The following is a 25,842-nucleotide window of genomic DNA, read 5'->3' as shown; positions in this document are numbered from 1 at the left end:
ATGTTTCAGGATTTTCCTTTAGAGCCTTCGATCCCGCCAAATCTTCTCTGCCGGTTTTGATACGCCTCGACCGCATCAAGGAAATCCTCTTCGCCAAAATCCGGCCAAAGTACGTCTGTGAACCAAAACTCTGTATATGCAAGCTGCCAGAGCATAAAATTGCTAAGCCGGATTTCTCCGCTCGTTCGGATTAACAAGTCGGGGTCGGCCATCTTAGATGTCATCAAATAGGAGGAAAAGGCCTCTTCATCCAGGCTGTTTGCATTCATTATACCACTCTGGCAGTCTTTTAAGACATGTTTTACAGCATCGAGGATTTCCGCCCTGCTTCCGTAATTAAGGGCAAAATTTAGAACAAGGCCTGTATTCTCCTTCGTCTCCTCAATCGCCCGGTTTAACGCCTTTAAGGTATGGGAAGGAAGCTTTTCCTTATAGCCCATCATTTCTACACGGACATTTTCTTTTACAAGTTCAGGAAGAAACGATCCGAGGAACTCTTCGGGAAGCTGCATTAGGTAATCGACTTCGTTTTTAGGCCTTTTCCAATTTTCGGTTGAAAACGCGTATAATGTCAAGGCCCCGACACCAAGTTCATTGGCAAGCCTCGTTATTTTCCTAACAACTTTCATTCCTTCATGATGCCCCGCAATCCTGGGCATCGCTCTTTTTTTTGCCCAGCGCCCATTCCCATCCATGATGATGGCAACATGGGCAGGCACTCCGGTACTTATTATGCAGTCTTTCCTGTCTCGGAGAGTGGAAGGGGCATTTTGGGTCTTCCAAATTTTAAGTTTATTTAGCATGTTTTTGCTCCTCCAGTACAATCGAACTTCCCTCCGATAAAGGGTGGAACGGATGCGGAATGGGTCCTCGCCCCTGGGCAAGGCCCCTTCGCTTTTCTTTTTGTCCAGCTGCAGGGCCTAGGGGCTCGAGGTCGCTTCGGCCCTCCGGTTGAAGCCAAAAAACGGCTTCCCCCTCCGGTCCTCCAGCGCTTGACGCCCCTGGGCAAGGCCCCTTCGCTTTTCTATGTATATGCCGGTGTTTTTTTGGCATGCTTTTATCATACCAAAAAAGGCTGAAGATATCTCATTTAAAAGGCAGGATGCCACCATTTTTCTAAAAAAGCCCCTAAAGCGGAAAAAACCCCATTTAGGGGCTTTTTACCGGCAGGAACATCATGGGTGCTACACTTCCAAGATTTCCTTTTCTTTATCCTTCGTGATTTGGTCGATTTTGCTGATGTGCTCATCGGTGATCTTTTGAATATCATCGGAATAGCCACGAAGATCATCTTCTGTGATTTCACCGTTTTTTTCGAGCTTCTTTAAATCATCGTTTGAATCGCGGCGGATATTGCGGATGGCAATCTTCGCATCTTCGGATTCCTTTTTGACAACTTTGACAAGCTCCTTACGGCGTTCCTCTGTCAATTGTGGGATCGCGATGCGGATAAGCGAGCCATCATTTGTTGGGTTAAGGCCCAGATCCGATTTTAGGATTGCTTTCTCAATGTCGTTCAGGATGGTTTTATCGTATGGCTGGATGACAAGCAGCCTTGCTTCTGGTGTGCTGATTCCAGCAAGTTGGTTGACCGGGGTTGGAGCGCCATAATAGTCGACTGTGATCCGGTCAAGGAGCGAGGCGCTAGCCCTGCCCGCCCTGATTGTCGCAAGCTCCCGGGTATATGCTTGGATTGCTTTAGCCATTTTCTCCTTTGTGTTGCTAATGACTTGTTTCGGCATTATTATTTCCCCCTAACAATAGTTCCGATTTTTTCACCCATCACTACACGTTTGATATTGCCTTTTTCCATAATGGAGAAAACGATTAACGGGATGTTATTGTCCATGCACAGCGATGAAGCAGTGGAATCCATGACAGCCAAGCCTTCTTTCAATACATCAAGATACGATAGCTGCTCATACTTTTTCGCATCCTTATCATGGCGAGGATCCGCGGAGTATACTCCGTCCACATTGTTCTTCGCCATTAGAATGACGTCAGCCTCAATCTCCGCCGCCCTAAGCGCGGCAGTGGTGTCTGTAGAGAAATATGGATTGCCTGTTCCTGCTGCAAAAATGACAACACGTGTTTTTTCAAGATGGCGGATTGCGCGGCGGCGAATATAAGGTTCGGCAACTTGGCGCATTTCAATAGATGTCTGTACGCGGGTTTCTATACCGAGCTGCTCCAGGCTGTCCTGCAGGGCCAAGGAGTTCATCACAGTTGCAAGCATCCCCATATAATCGGCAGTGGCACGGTCCATGCCCATTTCCTCGCCGATTTTCCCCCTCCAAATGTTTCCTCCCCCAACGACGACAGCAACCTCGACGCCAAGTTCAGCAACTTCCTTCACCTGTTCGGCTATGGATTTTATGAATGCAGGGTTGATTCCGAAGCCAGCGTCACCGGCAAGGGCCTCTCCACTTAATTTTAAGACAACACGTTTATATTTGGGATTGCTCATAAAAACCTCCTATGTAATCTGAGGCCATCGCATGCCTATTCAGAAAAATCCGGTTTTCCGCCAGCTAAGGCGGATGTCCGTATTGTTTATTTCCGCTTCGGGTACACGCTATCCGAGGGGCGTCATTGGAGTCTCCGCGGCGCTATACGCCTGTTGGGCCTCCACCTTGCCGCTGCATCCCGTCGGAAGCCGATACCCTCGGCTTTCATTCAACTTAGTTGAAATTAGCGATCGACTTGTTTTGTCTTTAAAAATAGGGAACACCCTGTGTTCCCTATCCGTTTTAAAACATGTTCGAATGGCGCAAACGCCTTTCAGATGAACTGATTATTTTTTATTTACCTGGCTCATAACTTCTTCTGCGAAGTTGTCTTCACGCTTCTCGATGCCTTCGCCTACTCCGTAGCGTACAAATTCACGTACAGTAGCGCCTTTGGATTCAACGAACTGGCGAACTTTCTGGTCAGGGTTTTTAACGAATGTCTGGTCAAGGAGGCATACATCTTCAAAGTATTTTCCTAAACGGCCTTCAACCATTTTGGCAACAATGTTTTCCGGCTTGCCTTCGTTCAGGGCCTGCTGTGTAAGAACCTGGCGCTCGCGCTCGATTTCTTCAGCGGACACTTCGTCACGGGAAACATATTTAGGGTTAAGTGCGGCGATGTGCATTGAAACATCTTTTGCAACACTTTCATCAGTTGTTCCTTCAAGGACGCTAAGAACCGCGATGCGGCCGCCCATGTGAAGGTATGCGCCGAAAGCATCGTTGTCAGTCTTAGTCTTGATTTCAAAGCGGCGTAGGGAAAGCTTTTCACCGATTTTCGCGATAGCGGAATTGATGTGCTCTTCAACAGTGGCGCCGTTGTCCATTTTTTGGCCCAGTGTTTCTTCGACGGAAGACGGCTTATTGGCAAGCAGGTGGGAACCAAGCTCCTGAACCAGTGTTTGGAATCCTTCGTTTTTCGCAACGAAGTCTGTTTCGGAGTTTACTTCCAGGATAACAGCGTCGTTTCCTTCAACCTTGATTGCAGCAAGGCCTTCAGCCGCGATGCGGTCGCCCTTCTTGGCTGCTTTCGCGATACCTTTTTCGCGAAGGAAGTCAATTGCTTTTTCCATATCACCGTCAGTTTCCTGAAGTGCCTTTTTGCAGTCAAGCATGCCTGCACCTGTTTTTTCACGAAGTTCTTTAACCATTTGGGCAGTAATTGCCATTAGAAATTCCTCCTTTTAATCTATGTACATTGGTTCGGTATTCATTCTAGGGTACCCGTGCAATTTGCTACTGTATTATCATAGCCAGCCTGGGAGTTTGTAAACCTTTTTAATTAAACGGCTGCTTCCGCTTTTACTTATCTAGCTCCTGCAGCCAGCGTCTAGTGTCCTTCGGTCCACTCACTTACGATAAGTCAACATCGAATCGCTTCGCTCTTCGTGTTTCCTTTATCTCGTATCGAGGCCCTCCAGGCCATACGCCGCTTAACGGCTGCTTCCGCTTTTACTTTAAAAAAAGGTGATAAAGGGTGTTCCCTCTTATCACCTTTTTATTTACCGTGCATGAACGATTGTTTGCTTATTCAGCAGGGACAGCTGTTTCTTCACCTTGTTTTGCTTCAAGGATCGCATCAGCCATTTTGCCTGTCAAAAGCTTAACAGCGCGGATAGCGTCATCGTTCGCAGGGATGACAACATCGATTTCATCCGGATCGCAGTTTGTATCAACGATACCAACGATTGGGATGTTCAGTTTGCGTGCTTCCGCAACAGCGATGCGCTCTTTGCGAGGGTCGATGATGAACAATGCGTCTGGAAGAGTCTTCATGTCCTTGATACCACCAAGGAACTTTTCAAGGCGCTCTTGCTCTTTCTTAAGCTGAACGACTTCTTTCTTAGGAAGTACTTCGAAAGTGCCGTCTTCTGACATTCTCTCGATATCTTTAAGGCGCGCGATACGCTTTTGGATTGTTTCGAAGTTTGTAAGGGTTCCGCCCAACCAGCGCTGGTTGACATAGTACATGCCGGAACGTTCCGCTTCTTCCTTTACGGAATCCTGAGCTTGTTTCTTAGTACCAACGAACAGCATTGTGCCGCCTTGGCCAGCAAGCTCCTTAACAAAGTTGTAAGCTTCTTCAACCTTTTTAACTGTCTTTTGAAGGTCGATGATGTAGATGCCGTTCCTCTCAGTGAAGATATATTTCTTCATCTTAGGGTTCCAGCGGCGAGTCTGGTGACCGAAGTGTACACCAGCTTCAAGCAGTTGCTTCATAGAAATGACTGACATGTTTTTTCCTCCTAATGGTTTTGTTTTCCTCCGCCTGTATCGGCTTCAGCGGGAACTGGCTTGCCAGCACCGTCCGCGTGAATCAACAGGCGTGTGTGATTAACACCATGTAGTAATATAGCACAAGACGAAACCACAATCAAGAATTTCATACAAAAATCGAAAGCTTTTCTCTTTGGTAAAAATAAAAGCCTGCCGGGTATCGCCCGGCAGGCAATGATTCATTAGTTAGAGCGAAGCTTATCAAGCTCAACAAGGAACTTGTCATTCAGGACTTTGATATACGTCCCTTTCATGCCAAGTGAACGGGACTCGATTACGCCTGCACTTTCAAGTTTCCTAAGTGCGTTGACGATCACAGATCGGGTAATGCCGACACGGTCGGCGATTTTTGAAGCGACAAGAAGGCCTTCATTGCCGTTAAGTTCTTCAAAAATATGCTCGATTGCTTCCAGCTCGCTGTACGAAAGGGAACTGATCGCCATTTGGACGACGGCTTTGCTCCTTGCTTCTTCTTCAATCTCCTCGGCTTTTTCACGAAGGATTTCCATCCCTACCACCGTCGCTCCGTATTCGCCAAGGATTAGGTCGTCATCATGGAATTTTTCATGCAGCCTTGCAAGGATCAGCGTCCCAAGGCGCTCTCCTCCGCCGATGATCGGCACGATTGTTGTAAGTCCATCACGGAATAAATCCCTGTTCTCAACCGGGAAAGCGGTATACTCGCTGTCCACGTCTAGGTTTGAAGATGTTTCGTGGATATCGAAGAGGCCGTTCGTATATTCCTCAGGGAACTGGCGGTCTTCTAGCATCTTCTTCATTCGCTCATTTTCAATTTGCTGGTTGATCGCGAAGCCGAGCAATTTTCCTCTGCGGCTCACAACGAAGATGTTAGCCTCGATAATTTCGCTTAACGTTTCGGACATTTCCTTAAAATTAACCGGTTTTCCTGCCGCTTTTTGCAAAAGCGCATTAATCTTTCTCGTTTTTGTTAACAAATCCATTTTTCTATTCCTCCTATATGCTGCATCCATTGCTAAAAATTAACTGCTTCTATTGGAATGTCTATCTCTGAATTTACCCTTGGGAAGCCTCGGCAAAACGGCTCCCTAGAGGATGAACTGGCTTAAATCCTTGTTTCTGGAAATTGCCCCCAGTTTTTCTTCCACATACTGCGGGGTAATGACGACTTTTTCAAGATTGATATCAGGCGCTTCGAAGGATAAATCTTCGAGGAGCTTCTCTAGGATGGTGTGAAGCCTTCTCGCACCGATATTGTCGGTATTCTGGTTCACCTCAAAGGCGACTTCCGCGACTCTCCGAATAGCATCGTCAGAAAATTCAATTTCTATACCCTCAGTCTGTAATAACGCTTTGTATTGTTTAATGAGTGCGTTATCAGGCTCTATCAGAATCCGATAAAAATCATCCACAGTAAGCTTGCCGAGTTCCACCCGGATTGGGAACCTTCCCTGCAATTCAGGGATAAGGTCAGACGGTTTGGCCATATGGAACGCACCCGCTGAGATAAACAGGACATGGTCTGTCTTGACAGGACCGTATTTGGTGACGACTGTTGAGCCCTCAACAATCGGAAGAATATCCCTTTGGACGCCTTCGCGGGAAACATCCGCGGATGATCCGCCCGTATTCTTGCTTGCGATTTTGTCGATTTCATCGATGAAGATGATTCCCGACTGTTCTGCCCGGAACACTGCCTCTGTTGTAACTTCATCCATATCAATCATCCTGGCGGCTTCTTCATTCGTTAAAACAACCCTAGCCTCCCTAACGGTGAGCTTCCTTTTCTTGCGTTTTTTAGGCATAAGGTTACTCAAGGCATCCTGCATGTTCATACCCATCTGCTCCATGCCTGAACCTTGGAGCATATCGAACATGGACGGCGCCTGTTCTTCCACTTCAACTGTGACGATTTCGTTTTCCAATTCGCCCTTTTCAAGCCTTTCCTTAACGGCAGCCCGCTTTTGCTGGGCTGAATAATCCTCGCTTGCTTCCGGTTCCGGTTCAGGCTGGGCATTTGCTCCGCCAAAAAGCATTTCAAGAGGATTCTTGTAGCTGGCCTGTTTTTTAGCTGATGGAACCAAAAGGTCGATAAGGCGGCGGTTCGCGCTTTCTTCCGCCCTCCCTTTCACCTTTTGCATCTTTTCTGCCTTGACAAGCCTGACAGCCGTTTCGACTAAGTCGCGGACCATCGATTCGACATCACGGCCGACATAACCAACCTCGGTAAACTTCGTTGCCTCTACTTTTATGAAAGGGGCTCCCGTCAATTTGGCAATCCTTCTTGCGATTTCGGTTTTTCCAACGCCTGTTGGCCCGATCATCAGAATATTTTTCGGAATGATTTCATCCCGGATGCTTTCATCGAGCATTTCCCTGCGATATCTGTTTCTGAGCGCCACCGCAACCGCTTTTTTCGCGTCCTTTTGGCCGATTATGTACTGGTCAAGTTTTTCGACAATCTGGCGGGGGGTTAGACTTGCTGCCTTTGACATATTCGCATCCTCCTTCCGGTTATAGCTCTTCTACGATGATATTCGTGTTTGTATAAACGCAGATATCTGCCGCTACTTCCAATGAAGCCTTCGCAATTTCCCGCGCCGTCAAATGGTCCCCGGCGAAATTCTTCAGGGAACGGCCGGCAGCCAGGGCATAATTGCCTCCCGAGCCAATTGCGAGAATTCCGTCATCCGGTTCGATGACCTCGCCCGTCCCGCTCACAAGAAGGAGATAGTCCTCATTCATGACGATGAGCATGGCTTCAAGTCTCCTTAGCACCTTATCGCTCCGCCATTCCTTCGCAAGCTCAACTGCAGCCCGCTGCAAATTCCCGCTATATTCTTCAAGCTTTGTTTCAAACAGCTCGAATAATGTAAAGGCGTCGGCAACCGATCCTGCAAAGCCCGCTATTACTTTACCATTAAATATCTTCCTTACTTTTTTGGCTGTGTGTTTCATCACAACCGCATTCCCGAATGTCACCTGGCCGTCTCCTGCCATGGCGCATTTTCCCTTGTGCCTGATTGCAAAGATTGTAGTCGCGTGGAATTGGGACATGGTGTACCCCCTTCAAGATTTGGGCGTTTTTTCACTTTACGCCCTTGGATGATGGGCCATATATGTTTTTTTCAGCTTCTCATTCGTCACATGGGTATAGATTTGGGTCGATGACAAAAATGCATGCCCAAGAAGCTCCTGGACTGTCCTCATGTCGGCGCCATTATTAAGAAGATGGGTGGCGAATGTATGCCTTAGCATATGCGGATGGATTTTTCCAGTCAGCGATGACTTTTCGATCATTCCATCCAGTATGGTCCTTACCCCCCTGGTTGTCAGAGGGCCACCCCTATGATTAAGGAAAAGGGCGTCCTGGTTGGGTTTACCCTCAACCAGTTTTCTCCTCCCGTCGCCGATATACCTTTTCAAAGCCTCGGCAGCCTTTGCCCCAAAGGGAACATACCGTTCCTTGCTGCCTTTCCCCATTACAAGGACGGTTGACAGGAAAAAATCGAGATCTTTGACGGATATACTGCAGCACTCACTGACACGGATCCCGGTCGCGTACAGAAGCTCCAGCAAGGCGAGATTCCGCTGGCCAAGGGGAGTTTCGGATTCGCACGATTCGAACAGGATACCGAGCTCATCTTCATAGAAAAACTCGGGGAGCCTTTTTTCGGTCTTTGGCAAAATAACCAGAGCGAAAGGATTCTCATTTACAAGGTTTTCCCTTAACAAAAACTTATAAAAGCTGCGCAGGCTGGAAATTTTCCTCGAAATCGTTTTTCTGGCCTGCTTTTCGCCGAAAAGTTTTGTTAAAAAAAGCCGGGCATCGTGGTACTGCACGTTGTTTACATCCTCAATGCCATGTTCAGCCATAAGGGTAAAAAATTCACTAATTGCATGATGATAATGGGCAATTGTATATTGTGATGAATTTTTTTCAATTTGTAAATATTCAAGAAATAACTTTAAACAAACGTTCACATTTCCCATTTTAAATCACCTCGCACGGCCTTATAAATCGTATCATACTGAAAATACACATGCAAGAAACTTTACAAATTTTTCACAAATTTCTGAATTGTTTCAATCGCCCGATTCGCATGCTGTAAATTTCGCTCCTGCTTCCCTTTAATTCTTTCCGGCAATTCAGGGAACAAGCCAAAATTCGCGTTCATCGGCTGGAAATTGTTAGGGTTGGCATGGGTAATATAATGGGCCATGCTTCCCATTGCAGTTTCCACTGGGAGCTCCACAGGATTCTGTCCCAGCGCTAGCCTCGCTGCATTGATTCCGGCAATCAGCCCGCTTGCCGCCGATTCCACATAGCCTTCAACTCCGGTCATTTGGCCAGCGAAAAACAAATCTTTCCTCGCGCGGAACTGGTAGGTCTTCTCAAGCACTTTTGGCGAATTGATGAAGGTATTCCTATGCATGACACCATACCGGACGATTTCCGCATTTTCCAGGCCTGGAATTAACTGGATGACCTCTTTTTGCGGACCCCATTTTAAATGTGTCTGAAATCCGACAATATTATAAAGTGTGCCGGCGGCGTCATCCTGGCGGAGCTGGACAACGGCGTATGGCCTCTTCCCTGTCTTTGGATCTTCAAGCCCAACAGGTTTCATCGGGCCGAAGAGCATTGTTTTCTTTCCTCTTGAGGCCATGACTTCAATCGGCATGCATCCTTCAAAAAAGATTTCCTTTTCGAATTCCTTCAAAGGCACTGTTTCAGCAGCCACAAGGGCATCATGAAACCGGTTGAATTCCTCTTCGGTCATCGGGCAATTAAGATAGGCCGCTTCCCCTTTGTCGTAACGCGATTTCAAGTACACCTTCTCCATATTTATGCTTTCTTTTTCAATGATAGGCGCCGCGGCATCGTAAAAATACAAATAATCCTCGCCTGTCAGCTCTTTCAGGCTTGCGGAAAGCGCCGGGCTTGTGAGCGGGCCAGTCGCGATGACGGTGATCCCTTCCGGTATTTCGTTTACCTCTTCGTTAATGACGGTAATATTCTCATGGTTCTTAACAAGTTCGGTAACTCTCCCGGCAAACTCATGCCTATCCACAGCCAAAGCTCCCCCGGCGGGTACGGCGCATTGGTCCGCGGAGGAGATAATAACGGAATCAAGCATCCTCATTTCTTCTTTTAATACGCCGACGGCATTAGTAAGCGTATTTGCCCTAAGTGAATTACTGCACACAAGCTCCGCGAATTTGTCCGTATGGTGGGCCGGAGTCTGCCTTACCGGCCTCATTTCGTAGAGGCGCACTTTTACTCCCCGCTTGGCAATCTGCCATGCTGCCTCGCTGCCGGCAAGGCCTGCCCCCACCACATTTACTATAATTTCATTCATATTCCAACCTCCAGGATGTTTTCTGTTGAACTTATTCGACTGTTCCACTAATATCGCGTAGTTATACCCCATTCATCTCCATATTGCGTTTAACAATACGTATGGGCAAGCAAAAAGTTTCATTTGCTTGCCTCCCGGGACAATTGGATGGCATTTCCTATACCCTCCCCAAAGGAAAGGAGCGGGCAATTCAGCCCACTCCTAGCTTTGCTGCTCTTCCTTGTAATCACAATTGGAGCATTGTACCTGGACGCCTTTTTTCAGCTTCTTCTCAATCAGGACATGGTCGCATTTCGGGCAATTCCTTGGAAGCGGCTTATCCCAGGAAAGGAAATCACATTCCGGAAACCGGTCGCAGCCGTAGAAAATCCGCCTTTTCTTGCTCTTCCGCTCGATGACGCGGCCTTTTTCACATTTCGGGCATGTGACGCCAATGTCCTTGACAATCGCCTTAGTATTCCGGCAGTCCGGAAAATTGCTGCAGGCCATGAACTTGCCAAAACGGCCCATTTTAAAGACCATCGGGCTGCCGCAGTTTTCGCAATCCTCGCCTGCGGGCTCGTCCTTGATTTCAACTTCCTGCATTTCCTTTTCGGCCACTTCAAGCCTTTTCTCGAATCCCTCATAGAATTCGCTGATAATCTTGACCCACGCTTTTTTTCCGTCTTCCACATCATCAAGATCCTGTTCCATTTTCGCAGTAAATTCAACATCGAGAATTTCCGGGAAAAATTCCAGCGTCAGCTCATTCACTATTTCCCCGAGCTCTGTTGGGATAAAGCGTTTATTGTCGAGCCCAACATATCCCCGCTTTTGAATGGTGTCCAATGTAGGGGCATAGGTGGAAGGCCGTCCAATCCCCAGCTCTTCAAGTGTCTTTACAAGCCGGGCTTCCGTATACCTCGGCGGCGGCTGGGTGAAGTGCTGTTTTGGTTCGATGTCGGTTTTATTAACCTCATCGCCTTCCTTGAGATCGGGAAGCATTCGATCCGTATCTTCCACCTGATCGTCCGTTCCTTCAACATACAGCTTCATGAAGCCAGGAAAACGGATTTTCGAGCCTGTTGCCCGGAATGTGACATCCCCATTGACCAAGTCGACGCTCATCGTATCCATTATGGCCTGGGCCATCTGGCTGGCGATGAAACGGTCCCAAATCAGCTTATACAGCCTTAGTTGGTCCCTTGAGAGGAATTCCTTGAGCGACCCCGGATCGCGAAATGCGCTTGTGGGGCGGACCGCTTCATGGGCGTCCTGGGCCTTTGGCTGTTTCTTTTCTTTTCCGGCTTCCTCTTTCAAAAAGTTCTCGCCGTATACCGATGATATATATTCCTTCGCTTCAGTCTGGGCAACTTCGGAAACCCTCGTCGAATCCGTCCTCATGTAAGTGATCAGACCGACTGTCCCCTCCTTGCCAAGGTCAATTCCTTCATACAGCTGCTGGGCGAGCATCATTGTTTTTTTGGCGCGGAAATTTAATTTCCTTGCCGCTTCCTGCTGAAGGGAGGAAGTTGTAAATGGCGCGGCGGGATTTCGCCTCCGTTCTTTTTTCGTCACGGCCGAAACGGAAAACAGATCGCCTCTCACGCCACTCAGCACTTCTTTGACATCCTGATCGGAATGGAGTTCCCTCTTTTCGCCGCCGATTCCGTAAAAGTACGCTTCAAATGTATCCTTGCCTTTTGTAAAGCTTCCGCCAATTGTCCAGTATTCTTCAGGAACAAATTCCTGGATTTCTTTTTCGCGGTCTATGATCAGTCTGACAGCGACGGACTGGACCCTTCCCGCTGAAAGCCCTTTTTTGACTTTTTTCCAAAGCAACGGGCTGATATTGTAGCCCACAAGCCTGTCGAGCACCCTTCTGGCCTGCTGCGCATCAACGAGGTCCATGTTGATGGGCCTTGGATGCTTAAAAGATTCCTTGATTGCATCCTTCGTAATTTCATTGAAAACGACCCTGCAGTCCGAATCGCAATCCACATCAAGGGTGTGGGCTAGATGCCAGGCAATCGCTTCCCCTTCCCTGTCGGGGTCAGCCGCGAGATAAACTTTTTTTGCTTTTTTGGCAGCGGCCTTCAATTCTTTCATGACCGGGCCCTTGCCGCGGATTGTGATATATTTTGGGTCGAAACCATTCTCTATATCAACGCCCATTTGGCTTTTTGGCAAATCGCGCACATGGCCCATGGACGCTTTTACTTTATATTTTTTTCCAAGATACCGCTCGATGGTCTTCGCCTTTGCCGGCGACTCTACGATGACAAGAAATTCTGCCATTCAATCATCCTCCTTGCGAGGGATTATTCTAATACCTGTTGCAAAATGTATACCAGTTTACTAATAATTTCAACCTTTTTCGTAAAATTTACGCAAATTTTTCCAGCCGACTCACAAGAACTATTGCTTGGATAGGCCGTTTCGGACTGAATTGTCTTCAGCCACTTACAATACCCCCGGATTTGGAGATTGTCAATAGCGGAGCTCATCGAGAATATCTTCCGCCCTTGTGACAAGTTTCGCGCCATGCTGGATTAATTCGTTCGCACCCGCTGAAAAAGGGCTGAAAATGCTGCCTGGAAGTGAGAAGACATCCCGTCCTTCATGAACGGCATAATTCGCCGTTATAAGCGAGCCGCTCTTATTTTTTGCCTCTACAATGAATGTTCCCCCGCATAGGCCGCTGATAATCCTGTTTCTCATCGGAAAATGCCAGCGCGCGGGTTTTGTGCCGGGAGGATATTCCGAAAGGACGAGCTGATTTTTCATCATTTCGGAGGCGAGCCTCCTGTTTTCTTCAGGGTATACATGATACAGCCCGCCTGCGATTACCGCAATTGTTTTGCCTCCATTTCGGATGGCGCATTCATGCGCGGCCGTATCAACACCCTTTGCCAGGCCGCTCACAATCACAATGCCTTTCTCTATCAATTCCGGGAATAAGAGCCTAATCGCATTTTTACCATAATCGGTAGCCTGGCGAGAACCCACCACAGCAAGCTTTTGAGATGCGTTGAGAAGGGAAAGGTCCCCGCATGCGAAAAGGGCCCAGGGAGGCTGATAGATTTGTTTTAATAATTCAGGATAACCCGGATCAAGAATGGTAATGATGGAGATTTTTTTTGATTTATACTGCTGGAGAAGGGTGGAGAACGTTTCATCTGGGGGATTGATATGATTAACAGCGATTGAATCAGTTTTTTTCAACGGAGGCAATAACTTTAGTGCGGCAAGGCTGGCAAGCGAATCTGGAAGGGTTTCCGCCTTCATCATGCGGCCGACGGAATTCCATGTGGCATCTGGCCGGTGAAGGAACCCGATAAGTTTTCTTCTAATCCTTTCCATTGGAAAGACCTCCATGGCGTGGTTTTTATTTAAAATGGGTATGTTTGATGGGCGGTTAGGGAGGATTGAAATTTTGCCAAAAAAATGGGGCATTATATAGATACGGGAATAAGCCCTCCAAAATTGAAAGGGCTTATTTTCCCGCTATCGATTCCTTAATGGGTTTTGCACTTTTCGTAAAGGCCGTTTTCCTTCAATACTTCAATAAGCGTTTCGCCCATTACGGAAGGAGTGTCGGCCACTTTAATGCCGCATTCGTTCATAACCCGGATTTTTTCATCGGCAGTGCCTTTACCGCCGGAAATGATCGCTCCCGCGTGGCCCATCCTCTTTCCTGGAGGGGCTGTGCGTCCGCCGATGAAGCCTACGACCGGTTTTGTCATGTTGGCTTTCACCCATTCCGCGGCTTCCTCTTCGGCTGTTCCGCCGATTTCGCCAATCATGATGACCGCATACGTTTCAGGGTCTTCATTGAAGGCTTTTAGGACATCGATGAAGTTGGTTCCATTGACTGGATCCCCGCCGATTCCGACAGCAGTCGTTTGCCCGATGCCAGCCTGTGTGAGCTGGTGGACCGCTTCGTACGTGAGGGTTCCAGAACGGGAAACAACGCCAACATGGCCTTTTGTATGGATATATCCTGGCATGATACCGATTTTACATTCGTCGGCAGTGATGACCCCAGGGCAGTTTGGACCGACAAGGCGTGTTTTCTTGCCTTCCATGTAGCGTTTTACTTTTACCATATCCAGCACCGGGATATGCTCAGTAATGCAGATGGCAAGGTCAAGCTCGGCGTCGACTGCTTCAATAATCGCGTCAGCGGCGAACGGAGCCGGTACATAGATGACGGAAGCATTGGCGCCTGTGGCGTCGACTGCTTCTTTTACAGTGTTGAAGACAGGCACGCCTTCAACTTCCTGGCCGCCCTTGCCGGGAGAAGTCCCGCCGACAATTTTCGTGCCGTATTCAAGCATTTGCTTTGTATGGAATAGCGCAGTTGATCCAGTGATCCCCTGCACAATGACTTTGGTGTCTTTATTGATAAAAACGCTCACAACAGTTACCCCCTTCTATTTCACCAATGAAACGATTTTCTGGGCGCCGTCCGCCATTGATTCCGCCGCGACGATGTTCAGCCCGGATTCGTTCAGGATTTGCTTGCCAAGTTCAACGTTTGTCCCTTCGAGGCGGACAACAAGCGGAACTTCAAGCCCAACCTGCTTCGCTGCCTCGACGACGCCTGTCGCGATGACATCGCACTTCATGATTCCGCCGAAAATGTTGACAAAAATGCCCTTCACTTTCGGGTCGGAAAGGATGATTTTGAACGCTTCGGTAACTTTCTCGGCTGTAGCGCCGCCCCCAACATCAAGGAAGTTGGCCGGGTCGCCGCCGTAATGCTTGACGATGTCCATTGTCGCCATAGCCAGTCCGGCTCCATTCACCATGCAGCCGATGTTGCCATCAAGGGCGATATAGCTCAGGTCATACTTGGAAGCTTCAATTTCCTTCGGATCCTCTTCTACAAGATCCCGGTACTCCAGAACATCCTTTTGGCGATAGAGGGCATTTGAATCAAAGTTCAGTTTGGCGTCGAGCGCCATGACTTTTCCGTCTCCGGTTACAACAAGGGGATTGATTTCCGCGATGGAGCAATCCTTTTCAATATAAGCATTGTAGAGGCTTGTCATGAATTTGACAGCCTGTCCGACAAGCTCTTTCGGGATGTTGATGTTAAACGCAAGGCGGCGCGCCTGGAATGGCTGAAGGCCGATTACAGGGTCGATTTCTTCTTTGAAAATCTTTTCCGGGGTTTTTTCCGCAACCTCTTCAATTTCCGTTCCGCCTTCTTCGGAACCCATCAGGACAACACGAGATGTAGCCCTGTCAAGGACAAGGCCGATGTAATATTCCTTCTTAATGTCACAGCCTTCTTCAATTAAAAGGCGCTTGACCTCTTTCCCTTCAGGGCCGGTTTGATGGGTGACCAGCGTCTTGCCGAGAATTTCACTCGCATATGTACGCACTTCATCAAGATTTTTGGCAACTTTAACACCGCCGGCTTTCCCCCTGCCGCCAGCATGGATTTGCGCTTTTACGACACAAACCTTTGTTCCAAGCTCACGCGCGGCCTCGACCGCTTCCTCAACCGTGAATGCCACTTTTCCATTAGGGACCGCTACTCCGTATTTCCTGAGTATTTCCTTCCCCTGATACTCGTGGATATTCATTTCCCATCCTCCTAACAACCTGTCAAAAATTGCACTGCGCTTTCATTTTATATAAAGCCTCGTGGCTTGTCCACCCTTTTAGGCTGAACATGGCCTTTCACTTGAAAGCTCTCAATCTTATTTTTGGGAGTTGGAATGAGCCGGGAAGGAGCTATTTCTCCGCTTGTTTGACCGGTGCGAATGATTTTCTGTGGTGGGGCGTTATCCCGAATTTCGCAATCGCTTCCATATGTTCCTTTGTTCCATAGCCCATATTTTTTTCGAATCCGTAGGCGGGATATTGTTCAGCTATTTTTTTCATGAACCTATCCCGTTCATTTTTAGCCAAAATGGAAGCCGCGGCAATTGAGATGCTTTTCGCGTCCCCTTTAATAATGGCTTCTGAGGGAAAGGGCATATCAAGTTTGACCGCGTCGGCAAGAACATAGTCCGGGAGCGGTGAAAGGCCGGCAATCGCTGCCTTCATCGCTTTAATGGATGCCTGGTAAATATTCAGTTCATCAATTTCCTCCGGCCCGATTAGGCAGACGCTGAAGGAAATGGCGCTCCGTTTTATAATCTGTTCATGTTCTTCCCGTTTTTTTGCGGTTAGCTTTTTTGAATCATCAAGACCTGGCAGGAAAAAATCTTCAGGCAGGATTACCGCGGCGGCAGCGACCGGCCCCGCGAGCGGACCCCTTCCCGCTTCGTCCGTTCCGGCTATCAATTTATAACCTTGTTGCCTCGCCTTCTTCTCAAAAACGGCCATTTCGGAAAATTTGGCCTTCATTTTTTCGGCGCCAAGCCTTGCCTTGTTCCACTTTTCCAGCAGCAAGGCGACTCCTTTCCGTTCATCCCTGCTTAATTCCCTCAAAAACGGATCTTGTTCATCTGTGATGGAGGAAAGCCTTGCCTCGATATCCCTGATACTCAATTTCGTCATATTATTTCTGCCCCTATGTATTGATTTAATGAAAGAAGGCCCTCGATACGAGAGCCTATTCCATTCCATTTTCACTTTTTTCGTTGGTTTCTTCCGGCCATTCAAAGGTGAGTTTGCCAAACTTTTCCATCCTAATTTCACGAACGACCAATTCAGCGACCTTGTCATAATCAACTGTTCCTCCGCTGCCTAGCGCTCCCCTAAGCAAGCCGATATGGTCGAAAAGCTCAACCGGGTCCTCCGGAACCTCATCAAGCTGATACCGTTCCTTCAACCGGCCCGGATAATTCCGCTCCAAAAACCTTAATCCAAAAAGGGCCAAATCGTGCAAATTCAGAATGGTGTCCTTTATGGCGCCAGTAAGCGCGAGTTTTTTTCCGACTTCCTGGTCCTCGAACTTGGGCCAAAGGATTCCGGGGGTATCAAGGAGTTCCAGTTCCTTGCCAACCTTGATCCACTGCTGGGCCTTTGTCACGCCTGGCGTGTTTCCTGTTTTGGCGATGTTTTTTTTGGCAAGCCGGTTGATCAGTGTCGACTTGCCAGCGTTCGGGATGCCGACAATCATCGCCCTGATCGCCCGCGGCTTAACGCCTTTCGCCCTGAGCCGATCGAATTTTTCCTTTAAAATTTCATGGGAGGCTGCAGTTATTTCTTTCATTCCTTCTCCAGCCTGCGCGTTGATTGCCAGCGCCTTTATCCCATTATCCGCGAAATGGCGGATCCATGCTTTTGTCGCTTCCCTGTCCGCCATATCCGCTTTATTCAGCAGGACAAGCCTGGGCTTGTGCTGGATGATTTCATCAATCATCGGATTCCTTGACGAATATGGAATCCTGGCATCAATCAGTTCAAAAATGATATCAACCAACTTAAGTTTTTCCGTTACTTCCCTGCGGGCCTTTGCCATGTGGCCAGGAAACCATTGGATGGTCAAAGCGGCCACCTCCTGTTGACTTATTACGAACTACTCATTCAATTTTACTATGCGCATATCCTCGAAAGGCCAGTACACAACACTCGTTTTTCCTAGCACTTTTTCCATAGCGACCGTCCCGATATGGCGGCTGTCCTTCGAATACCTGCGGTTGTCCCCCATGACAAACAATTCGCCCTCGGGGACCGTCTTTTCGCCGGTCTTTTCTTCAAGCGTGAACGGATCAGTCAGCGGGCCGTCCACGACCATTTTCTTGTAGGCGTCCAAATATGGTTCTTCATATGCCTTTCCATTTACATAAAGGGTGTCGTCCTTATATTCAATATGGTCTCCAGGGAGGCCAATTACACGCTTAATATAATCTTTTTGCTCCGGCGCGTGGAAGACGATGATGTCAAACCGTTTTGGCTCGCCTATCCGGTAGCTTAATTTATTCACAATCATCCGGTCCTGGTGCTTCAGGGTTGGCATCATCGATTGTCCGTCAACGACAATCGGCGCGAAAAGGAAATAGCGGATGACCGCGGCAAGCGCGACAGCGACAAGCAGCGCTTTGGTCCATTCCCATACTTCATTTTTCTTTTTTGTCATAATCTGTTTCCCACCCATTTCCCTTAAAGTTGATTCCATACTCTATTTTACATAACCCGGCCCACTTAAACACAAATGGAAGGCAAATTTCAGGAGCAAATTTGATGATTGTTAAAAAAATGAAACATATTTGGACGGCGGAAAGTCTTTTTGACAAAAAAAAGGCTTGTTGCGCAAGCCTATTAAAATAAAAGAAGCGCCACCGCGGGGCACCGGCCGACAATGGCGGGAACCTGGCGAAGGCGCTTCCTTGTTTTCTTGTCCAGCTCAGGCGCAAGGCGCTTTGGCTGCTTATTATCGAATTTCTTTGATACGGGCTTTTTTGCCGCGTAGTTTGCGCAGGTAGTAAAGCTTCGCACGGCGGACTTTACCGCGGCGGAGTACTTCCAATTTCGCAATTTTTGGTGTGTGGACAGGGAAAGTACGCTCAACGCCTACTCCATAGGAAATTTTACGGACAGTAAAAGTTTCGCTGATTCCACCACCACGACGCTTGATCACAACACCTTCAAACAACTGGACACGCTCGCGTGTTCCCTCGATAACCTTAACGTGTACACGTACAGTGTCACCAGGGCGAAACGCTGGATGATCCGTGCGAAGCTGTTCTTTTGTGATTTCATTGATTAATTGTTGCATCGTATTCAACTCCTCCCACAGATGCTCTTGCAATCCCTTGCCTATGCAGCGGAACATCGTTTTAAAGGCTATAAACCGGCAACCGGCCCAAGCCACAAGATGTATCTTACCATAAATGGCCGCGCGGCGCAATAACTAGAGGCCTTCTTTTTTAATCTCCTCAAGACATTTTCTTTGGACAGGTTCTAGCTCGATTGCTTCAAATAAATCAGGGCGCCGTTCCCAAGTCCTCCGCAGCGATTCCTTCGTCCTCCATTCCTCGACGAGTTTATGGTTACCGGAAATTAGTACATCCGGGACTTTGAGCCCCCGGAAATCCGCTGGCCTTGTGTAATGGGGATGCTCCAGGAGCCCTGTGCTGAACGAATCCTTGCGATGGGATTCCTCGTTCCCTAGCACCTCGGGTAGAAGCCGGACAACGCTGTCAATTACGACCATCGCCCCAAGCTCCCCCCCGGTCAAAATAAAATCCCCGATTGAGAGTTCATCCGTCACGAGGTGTTCCCTTATTCTCTCATCATAGCCCTCATAATGGCCGCATATAAAAATCAAATGCTCTTCCCCGGCAAGCTCTTCCGCTTTCCGCTGGGTATGCCGTTCCCCCTGCGGGCACAAGAGGATGACCTTGGGCTTCACGGCCGCGCCGTCCGACAAAGCCTGGACGGCGTCGAAAATCGGCTGTGGCTTCAACACCATGCCAGCCCCGCCCCCGTACGGGTAATCGTCGACCGTTTTATGCTTATTGTCCGCGTATTCGCGGAAATTCACGACATTATAGTCGACTGCACCTTTTTCCGCAGCCTTTTTTAAAATCGAGCTGCCGAATACCCCATCGAACATTTCCGGGAATAACGTCAACACATCGATTTTCATCATGACAGGAGGCCTTCCATTGGGTCGATGATGACCGTCTTTTCCTTTACATCCACCTTCAGGACGACATGGGCGATATAAGGAATCAGATACTCTTTGCCGCCTTTTCCTTTTACGACCCATACGTCATTCGCGCCCGGCGTGAGGATTTCGGTCACCTTGCCGATTTCCTCTCCTTCCGTTGTCATAACGTTGCAGCCAATAATTTCGTGGAAATAAAATTCATCTTCCTCAAGCTCGCCAAGCTGTGATTCATGTACTTTAAGGATGCCTTCCCGGAACTTTTCAACATCGTTGATATTCCCGTAGCCCTCGAACTGGAGGAGATCGAAATTTTTATGCTGCCTGTGCGCTTTAACCGTCAATTCCAAAGGTTCTTTTTCCTTTGGGAGAAACAAGTAGAGCTTGCTTCCGGGCTTGTACCTTTCTTCTGCAAAATCGGTTCTTGAAACGACCCTGACCTCGCCCTTTATTCCATGGGTGTTGACAATCTTTCCGACGTTGAACCATTTATCCATCTGCATCACCTCTTGCGTATCTCTTCAATAATTCCGTCGCGAATGATAATTTCCTCCTGATGGAGGCTATCCTCCCAGGAATCGCCTGGCTTAATGTCGACGATTGCCTGTACTTCGGATTCTTTCAATTCACTCCCTAATGGTAGCATATGCAGCTGTTCGATTTGAAACTCAAGCTGCGCGATCCTTTCCTTGCGGGAGAAGATTTCCTTTTCAAATTGCCTTTTGGTTTCAGATGGCGGAAGCTTGCCAGCCTTCTCAATCTTTTTCTGCTCGAATTTCAGCTGGCCGCATTCTTTTTCAAGCTGCACTTTCCTTTGACCATAGGCATCAAGCAGCCTTTGGCGGCTCGTTTCCGTCAGGACTTGCTTCACTGCGACAGTGCGGAGAATTTTCATACAAAAACCTCCTTATGTAGAAATACCAAAAAAGGAGGGATTCCTCCCTCCTTTAGATGGTTATTCACCTATTTCCAAAAACAGTTTTTTCTGTTCCGATGCACCAGCCGCATAGACGACTGTGCGAATTGCTTTCGCAACGCGCCCCTGCTTTCCAATAACTTTTCCCATGTCACTCTTGTTGACGGAAAGATGATAGGTTACGCGCTGATCTTCTTCCATTACGTTCACACGAACATCTTCAGGAAAATCAACAAGGGGCTTTACAATCGTTTCGATCAACTGTTTCATAGCATACCGCCGTTATTATTTGCCAAGCTTGGCATTGTGGAATTTCTCCATGATGCCGGCCTGGGAGAATAGGTTGCGGACAGTGTCGGATGGCTTCGCGCCATTTTGAAGCCACTTAAGAACCAATTCTTCGTTGATATCGACAACCGCAGGCGCTGCAACTGGGTTGTAAGTGCCTACTGTTTCAATGAAACGTCCATCACGCGGTGAACGGGAATCTGCTACAACGATACGATAGAAAGGAGATTTTTTTGCTCCCATACGCTTTAAACGAATTTTTACTGCCATTTTAACTTGCACCTCCGAATAGTTTCACACAAGATAGTATAATACCAATTGTTAAATGGTTTGTAAAGTCTTTTTTCTTAACACCTAAAAATAGGGAATTTTTCCACTTAGAAAGGATTGAACGGAAGCTTGAAGCCGCCTTTCTTTTTCCCTTTTTGCTGCATCCCCGCCATTTGCTTCATCATCTTTTTCATGTCCTCGAACTGCTTCAGGAGCCTGTTCACCTCGGGAACGGTCCTGCCGCTTCCTTTTGCGATCCTCTGTTTGCGCCTCGAGTTCATGATTTCCGGATTCGCTTTTTCCTTCGGGGTCATCGACCGGATAATCGCTTCCACATGGGCGATTTGTTTCTCATCGATTGAAACATTGTTCAAACCTTTGATTTTGTTCGCGCCCGGAAGCATTTTCAATATATCCTCAAGAGGCCCCATTTTCCTTACCTGGCCAAGCTGGTCGAGGAAGTCATCGAGGGTGAAGGAAGCTGTCCGCATTTTTTGCTCAAGTTCCTTCGCCTTTTCCTCATCGACATTCGCCTGGGCTTTCTCGATCAGGGTCATCACATCGCCCATCCCGAGAATCCTCGAGGCCATCCGTTCAGGATGGAACGCTTCGATCGCATCCATCTTTTCGCCAAGGCCGACAAATTTGATCGGCGTGTTCGTAACGGATCGGATGGATAAGGCCGCTCCACCCCTTGTGTCGCCGTCAAGCTTCGTCAAAACGACTCCCGTGAGGCCAAGCTGCTCATTGAAGCTTTGAGCCACATTCACAGCGTCCTGCCCGGTCATCGCATCGACGACAAGGAAAATTTCATCTGGCTTGGCAAGATCCTTGATGTCCTTCAATTCGTCCATCAGCGCTTCATCAACATGAAGCCGGCCCGCTGTATCGATCAGGACATAGTCGTTATGGTCTTCCCGCGCTTTCGCGATCGCCTGCCTCGCAATTTCAACCGGGCTAACCTGGTCGCCGAGCGAAAACACTGGCATATCAAGCTGTTTGCCAAGCGTTTCAAGCTGCTTGATGGCAGCCGGACGGTAAATATCCGCTGCCACCAGCAACGGTTTCCGGTTGTATTTTTTCCTGAGCAGGTTCGCGAGCTTCCCGGTAGTCGTCGTTTTACCGGCACCCTGCAGGCCGACCATCATGATGACCGTCGGCGGCCGGTTCGCAACCGCAATCCTGCTCTGCTCCCCGCCCATGAGTTCGGTCAGTTCTTCTTTAACAACCTTGATGACCTGCTGGCCTGGCGTCAGGCTTTTCAAAACTTCCTGGCCTACTGCCCGCTCACTGACTTTTTTGACGAACTCCTTGACTACTTTAAAGTTAACGTCTGCCTCAAGCAGCGCCAGCCTGACTTCCCTCATCATCTCCTTGACGTCCGCTTCATTAACTTTCCCCTTGCCGCGGATTCTCTGGAGAGTATTTTGCAGTCGGTCGGCCAACCCTTCAAATGCCATAGTGCCGCCTCCTAATCTAGTTTCTCAAGCTCGGCCACCGCATCAAGCATGGCCTGCTTAGGGATTGGATCGGAATTGATCAATTCTTTCATTTTCCCCAACATTACGCTGCGCTCCTGGAACTTCTGCAGCAGAAGCAGTTTTTCTTCATATTCCTCGAGCATTGCTTCAGTACGTTTAATATTATCATAAACGGCCTGGCGGCTCACATCATACTCTTCGGCAATCTCCCCGAGCGAATAATCGTCCAGGTAATAGAGAGACATATAGCTTTGCTGTTTTTCCGTCAACAACGACTGGTAGAAATCATAAAGATAATTCATTCGCGTTGTTTTCTCAAGCATGCTATCCCTCCTTGTTAAGTGAAAAACCTTTACATCGTTAGTTTACAGTCCGCAAGCTGCGGTGTCAAGGTCCCGGGCGGCGCTCCGAAAACAAAACACCGCTTATTCCGGCGGTGTTTTCAGTCTATCCTTTTCTCTTCTTCGCTTCAAGAAGGCGTTTCATCCTGTCCTCCTTCCCAGAAGAACCGAAGTCCATTGATACAGGCTTCTTTTCTTCCGCAGTCGGCTGGACAGGGACGCCTCCATTTTTATTAAAAGTTGTTTCTGGATCCTTTAGGAAAGGAGGATCAGGCTTCTTCGGGCCAGATTTATTCCCGGTACGCTCCTTCGCTTTCGCCAGCCTGCCCAAAACAGCAGTTCCGGAATCAGCTCTTGTTTCTTCCCGAGGCTTCCGTTTTGGTATTAACTTCCCGAGCACTCCGATTCCAAACCTTCGCAGGAAGATTTCAGCGACAAGCAAAAGGAAGGCAGCCAGGAGCAGATACTCGCTGACAGGCTGTTTTCTGAGCGGCTTTGACGCCAAAGGCCTGAACGCATCTTTCGGGGAGGAAAGCTCCCTTCCCCCGCTTATGGAAACAAGCTCATTCAAAAGCTCCTTATTCGTTCCCTTCAGCAAAAACTCTTCCGAATAAGGGACGGAGAAGCCGGTGCGGTATAAAGACGCGGTTCCATCTTTATCCTTCTTCCTGATGGATAGGTAATACATTCCGGGCTTTCCAGGGATAACAAGCTCGTACTGCCCTGGGGAAACCAGCTTCGTATACGCATCAACCGCTTTCCCATCCTGCGTCAGGACTGACGCTTCAACCGGTATGATTTCGGCGTTTCCGCTGCTCAATGAAATAACCGCGTTCCCTTTATCTTTATTCACTTCCACCGAAAACGGCTCGCTAGTATATTTCGGAAGCGATTCGGCGACAACCTGATTTAGGAAGCCCGGCCAGCCAGCCCACTTCGCCCAATCTCCGGCCCATTTTCCCGCAACGCCGGACGTGAACGCGAGAGTTGAACCAAGTCCGTACTGCCACTGGGCGAGGACTGGGTCGTCTTTTTCGCTTAAAATAGGAACGCTCGCCCGCGGCTTTGGCGTAACGGCAATATACGCATTCATTTGTGGAACGCCTTTTTCAAAAAGGGACATCCACTCAGGATAAGCCTCTATCACCGGATAAAACGGGTCGTCCTCGATATATGTCCTCGTTGTCATGACGGTTTCACGTGATAGCACGCTCGGGATAACCGAGGCGTCCGAAACATCATAAAACCGGCCGCTCCCCATCATTGCCAGCTCCTCAAGCAGCCTCCGGTCAGCATCACTGCCTAGTGCAAGAGTTGAGAGCGTGATGTTCCGCTTTTTCCCTTCTTCTATCAATGCCGCATAATTTCCGTCCGTGGCGGATTGGCCATCGGTCAGTAAAATAATATGCTTGCGCTGGAGTTTTAAATCCCGAAGCTCGCTATATGCCTTTTCGAGGGCTGGATAAATATTCGTGCCGCCGCCGATCGCGACGGAACGGATTTTATCTATGGCTTCCTGCTTATTTGTCAATGGGGCCGTCTCGACCACCACCCAAGGCCTGTCATCGAACGCGATGAAACCGAGTGTATCATCCTCCCGAAGCAATTCAGCTGACCTTGCCGCCGCCTCCTTCGCGAGGGCGAGCTTTGCTCCATCCATACTTCCGGAACGGTCAATGACAATCACCAGGCCGAGTGACGGCATTTCTTTCTTTCCTTTTATATCCATATCGACAGGAAGCAGCTTTTCGATCGGGGTTTTAAAATAACCGCCGAGTCCAAAACTGTCTTCGCCGCCTGTCATGACGAAGCCTGTCCCGAATTCCCGGACCGCTTTCTCAATCAGGCCCATTTGTTCCTCGGACACCGTGTGGCCGGGAACATTCTCGAAAACGATCGATTGGTATTGCAGATACCGGCCAAGGCCGGTTGGCAGCCTTTCCGGCGCGATGGCATCGACCGTAAGGCCAGAAGCACGCAGGATTTCCGGGAGCATGCCGCCTGGCGTTCCTTCGACAACTAGCACTTTGGGGACACCTTTTACATCCGCGACAGCGAAAAGTGAATTGTTTTCTATATGCGCATCCCCGGAATTGATTAATTCCGCCTTATAAACCGCGAGTCCGGTGCCAGAAGAAGCGTGGGAAAATGTATAGGCATTGTTCCCTTCCTTCAGCTTTACTCCATTTCTTAAAATCTCCCTGTTGTTAACTGTCAGCCTTAAAGTGGCATCCAGTTCAGCATTGCTGGAAATGGCAACGGATACTGATGTCTTTTCCCCTTCAAAAAGAGTCGGCGGAACTGTGAACGACGTGATCGCGGCGTCCTTTCCTTCCGCTTGCTTCATCGCGACGTAGTCCAGTTCGATCATCCTGTTCTTTACCATCCGGGCCGCTGAAGCTGCTTCGCCTGCAGTATTGTTTCCATCTGTAAAAACGACAATCCTCCCCGCCTGGTCCCCTGGTATGAGCGAAGAAGCGAACCGCAGTCCTGAGCTGATGTCTGTTTCAGTCTTATCAAGATTACCGCTAAATTGGGACGGGATTTCGGCGCCGCTGGACAGGGACAATTCGGATTGCGGATTTTTCGCAAAAGAAGCAATCGCAAATTGTTTTCCCGCGCCATTTTTGGAAACTGCCTCATGGATCCAGTCAAGCGCTTCTTCACCAAGGGACTCGACACTTTTCGATCTGTCCACAAGGAAAACTACCGTTTCTGTTTTGGCCGGAAAAACAAATTGCGGTACAGCCAGTGCGAATATGATCAGCAAGAGAACAGCAGACCGGATGATTCCGATAATTCTTTGCTCCATCGTACCCGTCCGCCTGAAAAACAAGTACATGAGATAAGCCGCCGGGAGA

Annotated in this window: 26 protein-coding genes; all 26 read right to left on the bottom strand. The window is 48.5% G+C overall.

The genetic code is table 11. The features are described 5' to 3' along the window. Window positions 1-5: 5 nt before the first annotated feature. Window positions 6-803: an undecaprenyl pyrophosphate synthase gene (uppS, locus tag DRW41_RS03170; RefSeq protein ID WP_115450496.1), complete on the bottom strand. Its 798-nt coding sequence runs from the start codon at window positions 801-803 to the stop codon at window positions 6-8. Window positions 804-1,184: 381 nt separating this feature from the next. After that, the gene (gene frr, locus DRW41_RS03160; RefSeq protein ID WP_115450494.1) at window positions 1,185-1,742 is read right to left on the bottom strand and encodes a ribosome recycling factor; all 558 of its coding nucleotides are present in this window, start codon (window positions 1,740-1,742) and stop codon (window positions 1,185-1,187) included. Between the two features lie 2 nt (window positions 1,743-1,744). Continuing rightward, on the bottom strand, window positions 1,745-2,467 hold the full coding sequence (pyrH, locus tag DRW41_RS03155; protein WP_115450493.1) for a UMP kinase: 723 nt from the start codon (window positions 2,465-2,467) through the stop codon (window positions 1,745-1,747). A 327-nt stretch (window positions 2,468-2,794) separates the two neighbouring features. Further along, window positions 2,795-3,679 carry a translation elongation factor Ts gene (gene tsf, locus DRW41_RS03150; protein ID WP_115450492.1) on the bottom strand — a complete coding sequence of 295 codons (885 nt, stop codon included), beginning with the start codon at window positions 3,677-3,679 and terminating at the stop codon, window positions 2,795-2,797. A gap of 358 nt (window positions 3,680-4,037) precedes the next feature. Next, window positions 4,038-4,745, bottom strand: a complete 708-nt coding sequence (gene rpsB, locus DRW41_RS03145) for a 30S ribosomal protein S2 (RefSeq protein WP_115450491.1) — start codon at window positions 4,743-4,745, stop codon at window positions 4,038-4,040. A 224-nt stretch (window positions 4,746-4,969) separates the two neighbouring features. Then, window positions 4,970-5,749: a GTP-sensing pleiotropic transcriptional regulator CodY gene (codY, locus tag DRW41_RS03140; protein ID WP_115450490.1), complete on the bottom strand. Its 780-nt coding sequence runs from the start codon at window positions 5,747-5,749 to the stop codon at window positions 4,970-4,972. A 105-nt stretch (window positions 5,750-5,854) separates the two neighbouring features. Further along, window positions 5,855-7,261, bottom strand: coding sequence for an ATP-dependent protease ATPase subunit HslU (gene hslU, locus DRW41_RS03135; protein ID WP_115450489.1), 1,407 nt, complete (start codon window positions 7,259-7,261; stop codon window positions 5,855-5,857). 19 nt (window positions 7,262-7,280) lie between these two features. Then, complete coding sequence (gene hslV, locus DRW41_RS03130) at window positions 7,281-7,823, bottom strand: ATP-dependent protease subunit HslV (protein WP_115450488.1); 543 nt, start codon at window positions 7,821-7,823, stop codon at window positions 7,281-7,283. 36 nt (window positions 7,824-7,859) lie between these two features. Further along, a complete protein-coding gene (xerC, locus tag DRW41_RS03125; RefSeq protein ID WP_115450487.1) occupies window positions 7,860-8,759 on the bottom strand; it encodes a tyrosine recombinase XerC in 900 nt (299 codons plus the stop codon). 62 nt (window positions 8,760-8,821) lie between these two features. Then, the gene (gene trmFO, locus DRW41_RS03120; RefSeq protein ID WP_115450486.1) at window positions 8,822-10,129 is read right to left on the bottom strand and encodes an FADH(2)-oxidizing methylenetetrahydrofolate--tRNA-(uracil(54)-C(5))-methyltransferase TrmFO; all 1,308 of its coding nucleotides are present in this window, start codon (window positions 10,127-10,129) and stop codon (window positions 8,822-8,824) included. A gap of 201 nt (window positions 10,130-10,330) precedes the next feature. Then, window positions 10,331-12,406 carry a type I DNA topoisomerase gene (gene topA / locus DRW41_RS03115; protein WP_115450485.1) on the bottom strand — a complete coding sequence of 692 codons (2,076 nt, stop codon included), beginning with the start codon at window positions 12,404-12,406 and terminating at the stop codon, window positions 10,331-10,333. Between the two features lie 192 nt (window positions 12,407-12,598). Then, window positions 12,599-13,471 (bottom strand): DNA-processing protein DprA, encoded by an 873-nt coding sequence (dprA, locus tag DRW41_RS03110; RefSeq protein ID WP_115450484.1) that lies wholly within the window; start codon window positions 13,469-13,471, stop codon window positions 12,599-12,601. 155 nt (window positions 13,472-13,626) lie between these two features. Then, window positions 13,627-14,529: a succinate--CoA ligase subunit alpha gene (sucD, locus tag DRW41_RS03105; protein ID WP_115450483.1), complete on the bottom strand. Its 903-nt coding sequence runs from the start codon at window positions 14,527-14,529 to the stop codon at window positions 13,627-13,629. A 15-nt stretch (window positions 14,530-14,544) separates the two neighbouring features. After that, window positions 14,545-15,705, bottom strand: a complete 1,161-nt coding sequence (gene sucC, locus DRW41_RS03100; RefSeq protein ID WP_115450482.1) for an ADP-forming succinate--CoA ligase subunit beta — start codon at window positions 15,703-15,705, stop codon at window positions 14,545-14,547. A 151-nt stretch (window positions 15,706-15,856) separates the two neighbouring features. Beyond that, the gene (gene rnhB / locus DRW41_RS03095; RefSeq protein ID WP_115450481.1) at window positions 15,857-16,627 is read right to left on the bottom strand and encodes a ribonuclease HII; all 771 of its coding nucleotides are present in this window, start codon (window positions 16,625-16,627) and stop codon (window positions 15,857-15,859) included. Between the two features lie 55 nt (window positions 16,628-16,682). Further along, a complete protein-coding gene (gene ylqF / locus DRW41_RS03090) occupies window positions 16,683-17,561 on the bottom strand; it encodes a ribosome biogenesis GTPase YlqF (protein WP_115450480.1) in 879 nt (292 codons plus the stop codon). 30 nt (window positions 17,562-17,591) lie between these two features. Next, window positions 17,592-18,152, bottom strand: coding sequence for a signal peptidase I (gene lepB, locus DRW41_RS03085; RefSeq protein WP_115450479.1), 561 nt, complete (start codon window positions 18,150-18,152; stop codon window positions 17,592-17,594). Window positions 18,153-18,446: 294 nt separating this feature from the next. Beyond that, entirely contained in the window at window positions 18,447-18,791 is a 345-nt protein-coding gene (gene rplS, locus DRW41_RS03075) for a 50S ribosomal protein L19 (protein WP_115450477.1), read from the bottom strand. A 135-nt stretch (window positions 18,792-18,926) separates the two neighbouring features. Then, window positions 18,927-19,664 carry a tRNA (guanosine(37)-N1)-methyltransferase TrmD gene (gene trmD / locus DRW41_RS03070; protein ID WP_142752183.1) on the bottom strand — a complete coding sequence of 246 codons (738 nt, stop codon included), beginning with the start codon at window positions 19,662-19,664 and terminating at the stop codon, window positions 18,927-18,929. After that, window positions 19,664-20,182 carry a ribosome maturation factor RimM gene (gene rimM, locus DRW41_RS03065; protein WP_115450475.1) on the bottom strand — a complete coding sequence of 173 codons (519 nt, stop codon included), beginning with the start codon at window positions 20,180-20,182 and terminating at the stop codon, window positions 19,664-19,666. Before rimM ends, trmD begins: the two co-directional genes overlap by 1 nt. 5 nt (window positions 20,183-20,187) lie before the next feature. Continuing rightward, entirely contained in the window at window positions 20,188-20,580 is a 393-nt protein-coding gene (locus DRW41_RS03060; protein ID WP_115450474.1) for a YlqD family protein, read from the bottom strand. 60 nt (window positions 20,581-20,640) lie between these two features. After that, complete coding sequence (locus DRW41_RS03055) at window positions 20,641-20,871, bottom strand: KH domain-containing protein (protein ID WP_115450473.1); 231 nt, start codon at window positions 20,869-20,871, stop codon at window positions 20,641-20,643. Between the two features lie 15 nt (window positions 20,872-20,886). Then, a complete protein-coding gene (gene rpsP, locus DRW41_RS03050) occupies window positions 20,887-21,159 on the bottom strand; it encodes a 30S ribosomal protein S16 (protein WP_115450472.1) in 273 nt (90 codons plus the stop codon). 107 nt (window positions 21,160-21,266) lie between these two features. Further along, window positions 21,267-22,619: a signal recognition particle protein gene (gene ffh, locus DRW41_RS03045; protein ID WP_115450471.1), complete on the bottom strand. Its 1,353-nt coding sequence runs from the start codon at window positions 22,617-22,619 to the stop codon at window positions 21,267-21,269. An 11-nt stretch (window positions 22,620-22,630) separates the two neighbouring features. Beyond that, entirely contained in the window at window positions 22,631-22,963 is a 333-nt protein-coding gene (locus DRW41_RS03040; RefSeq protein WP_115450470.1) for a putative DNA-binding protein, read from the bottom strand. A gap of 124 nt (window positions 22,964-23,087) precedes the next feature. Beyond that, window positions 23,088-25,793, bottom strand: coding sequence for a VWA domain-containing protein (locus DRW41_RS03035; RefSeq protein ID WP_245959324.1), 2,706 nt, complete (start codon window positions 25,791-25,793; stop codon window positions 23,088-23,090). Between the last annotated feature and the right edge of the window lie 49 nt (window positions 25,794-25,842).

The organism is Neobacillus piezotolerans (genome assembly GCF_003362805.1).
Classification (GTDB): Bacteria; Bacillota; Bacilli; order Bacillales; family Cytobacillaceae; genus Bacillus_D; species Bacillus_D piezotolerans.
This window is presented reverse-complemented; position numbering and strand designations above follow the sequence as displayed.

Coding starts and splice junctions, on each gene's coding strand:
- uppS (WP_115450496.1), bottom strand. CDS start 803: ATGCTAAATAAACTTAAAATTTGGAAGACCCAAAATGCCCCTTCCACT.
- frr (WP_115450494.1), bottom strand. CDS start 1,742: ATGCCGAAACAAGTCATTAGCAACACAAAGGAGAAAATGGCTAAAGCA.
- pyrH (WP_115450493.1), bottom strand. CDS start 2,467: ATGAGCAATCCCAAATATAAACGTGTTGTCTTAAAATTAAGTGGAGAG.
- tsf (WP_115450492.1), bottom strand. CDS start 3,679: ATGGCAATTACTGCCCAAATGGTTAAAGAACTTCGTGAAAAAACAGGT.
- rpsB (WP_115450491.1), bottom strand. CDS start 4,745: ATGTCAGTCATTTCTATGAAGCAACTGCTTGAAGCTGGTGTACACTTC.
- codY (WP_115450490.1), bottom strand. CDS start 5,749: ATGGATTTGTTAACAAAAACGAGAAAGATTAATGCGCTTTTGCAAAAA.
- hslU (WP_115450489.1), bottom strand. CDS start 7,261: ATGTCAAAGGCAGCAAGTCTAACCCCCCGCCAGATTGTCGAAAAACTT.
- hslV (WP_115450488.1), bottom strand. CDS start 7,823: ATGTCCCAATTCCACGCGACTACAATCTTTGCAATCAGGCACAAGGGA.
- xerC (WP_115450487.1), bottom strand. CDS start 8,759: ATGGGAAATGTGAACGTTTGTTTAAAGTTATTTCTTGAATATTTACAA.
- trmFO (WP_115450486.1), bottom strand. CDS start 10,129: ATGAATGAAATTATAGTAAATGTGGTGGGGGCAGGCCTTGCCGGCAGC.
- topA (WP_115450485.1), bottom strand. CDS start 12,406: ATGGCAGAATTTCTTGTCATCGTAGAGTCGCCGGCAAAGGCGAAGACC.
- dprA (WP_115450484.1), bottom strand. CDS start 13,471: ATGGAAAGGATTAGAAGAAAACTTATCGGGTTCCTTCACCGGCCAGAT.
- sucC (WP_115450482.1), bottom strand. CDS start 15,705: ATGAATATCCACGAGTATCAGGGGAAGGAAATACTCAGGAAATACGGA.
- rnhB (WP_115450481.1), bottom strand. CDS start 16,627: ATGACGAAATTGAGTATCAGGGATATCGAGGCAAGGCTTTCCTCCATC.
- lepB (WP_115450479.1), bottom strand. CDS start 18,152: ATGACAAAAAAGAAAAATGAAGTATGGGAATGGACCAAAGCGCTGCTT.
- rplS (WP_115450477.1), bottom strand. CDS start 18,791: ATGCAACAATTAATCAATGAAATCACAAAAGAACAGCTTCGCACGGAT.
- trmD (WP_142752183.1), bottom strand. CDS start 19,664: ATGAAAATCGATGTGTTGACGTTATTCCCGGAAATGTTCGATGGGGTA.
- rimM (WP_115450475.1), bottom strand. CDS start 20,182: ATGGATAAATGGTTCAACGTCGGAAAGATTGTCAACACCCATGGAATA.
- DRW41_RS03060 (WP_115450474.1), bottom strand. CDS start 20,580: ATGAAAATTCTCCGCACTGTCGCAGTGAAGCAAGTCCTGACGGAAACG.
- DRW41_RS03055 (WP_115450473.1), bottom strand. CDS start 20,871: ATGAAACAGTTGATCGAAACGATTGTAAAGCCCCTTGTTGATTTTCCT.
- rpsP (WP_115450472.1), bottom strand. CDS start 21,159: ATGGCAGTAAAAATTCGTTTAAAGCGTATGGGAGCAAAAAAATCTCCT.
- ffh (WP_115450471.1), bottom strand. CDS start 22,619: ATGGCATTTGAAGGGTTGGCCGACCGACTGCAAAATACTCTCCAGAGA.
- DRW41_RS03040 (WP_115450470.1), bottom strand. CDS start 22,963: ATGCTTGAGAAAACAACGCGAATGAATTATCTTTATGATTTCTACCAG.
- DRW41_RS03035 (WP_245959324.1), bottom strand. CDS start 25,793: ATGGAGCAAAGAATTATCGGAATCATCCGGTCTGCTGTTCTCTTGCTG.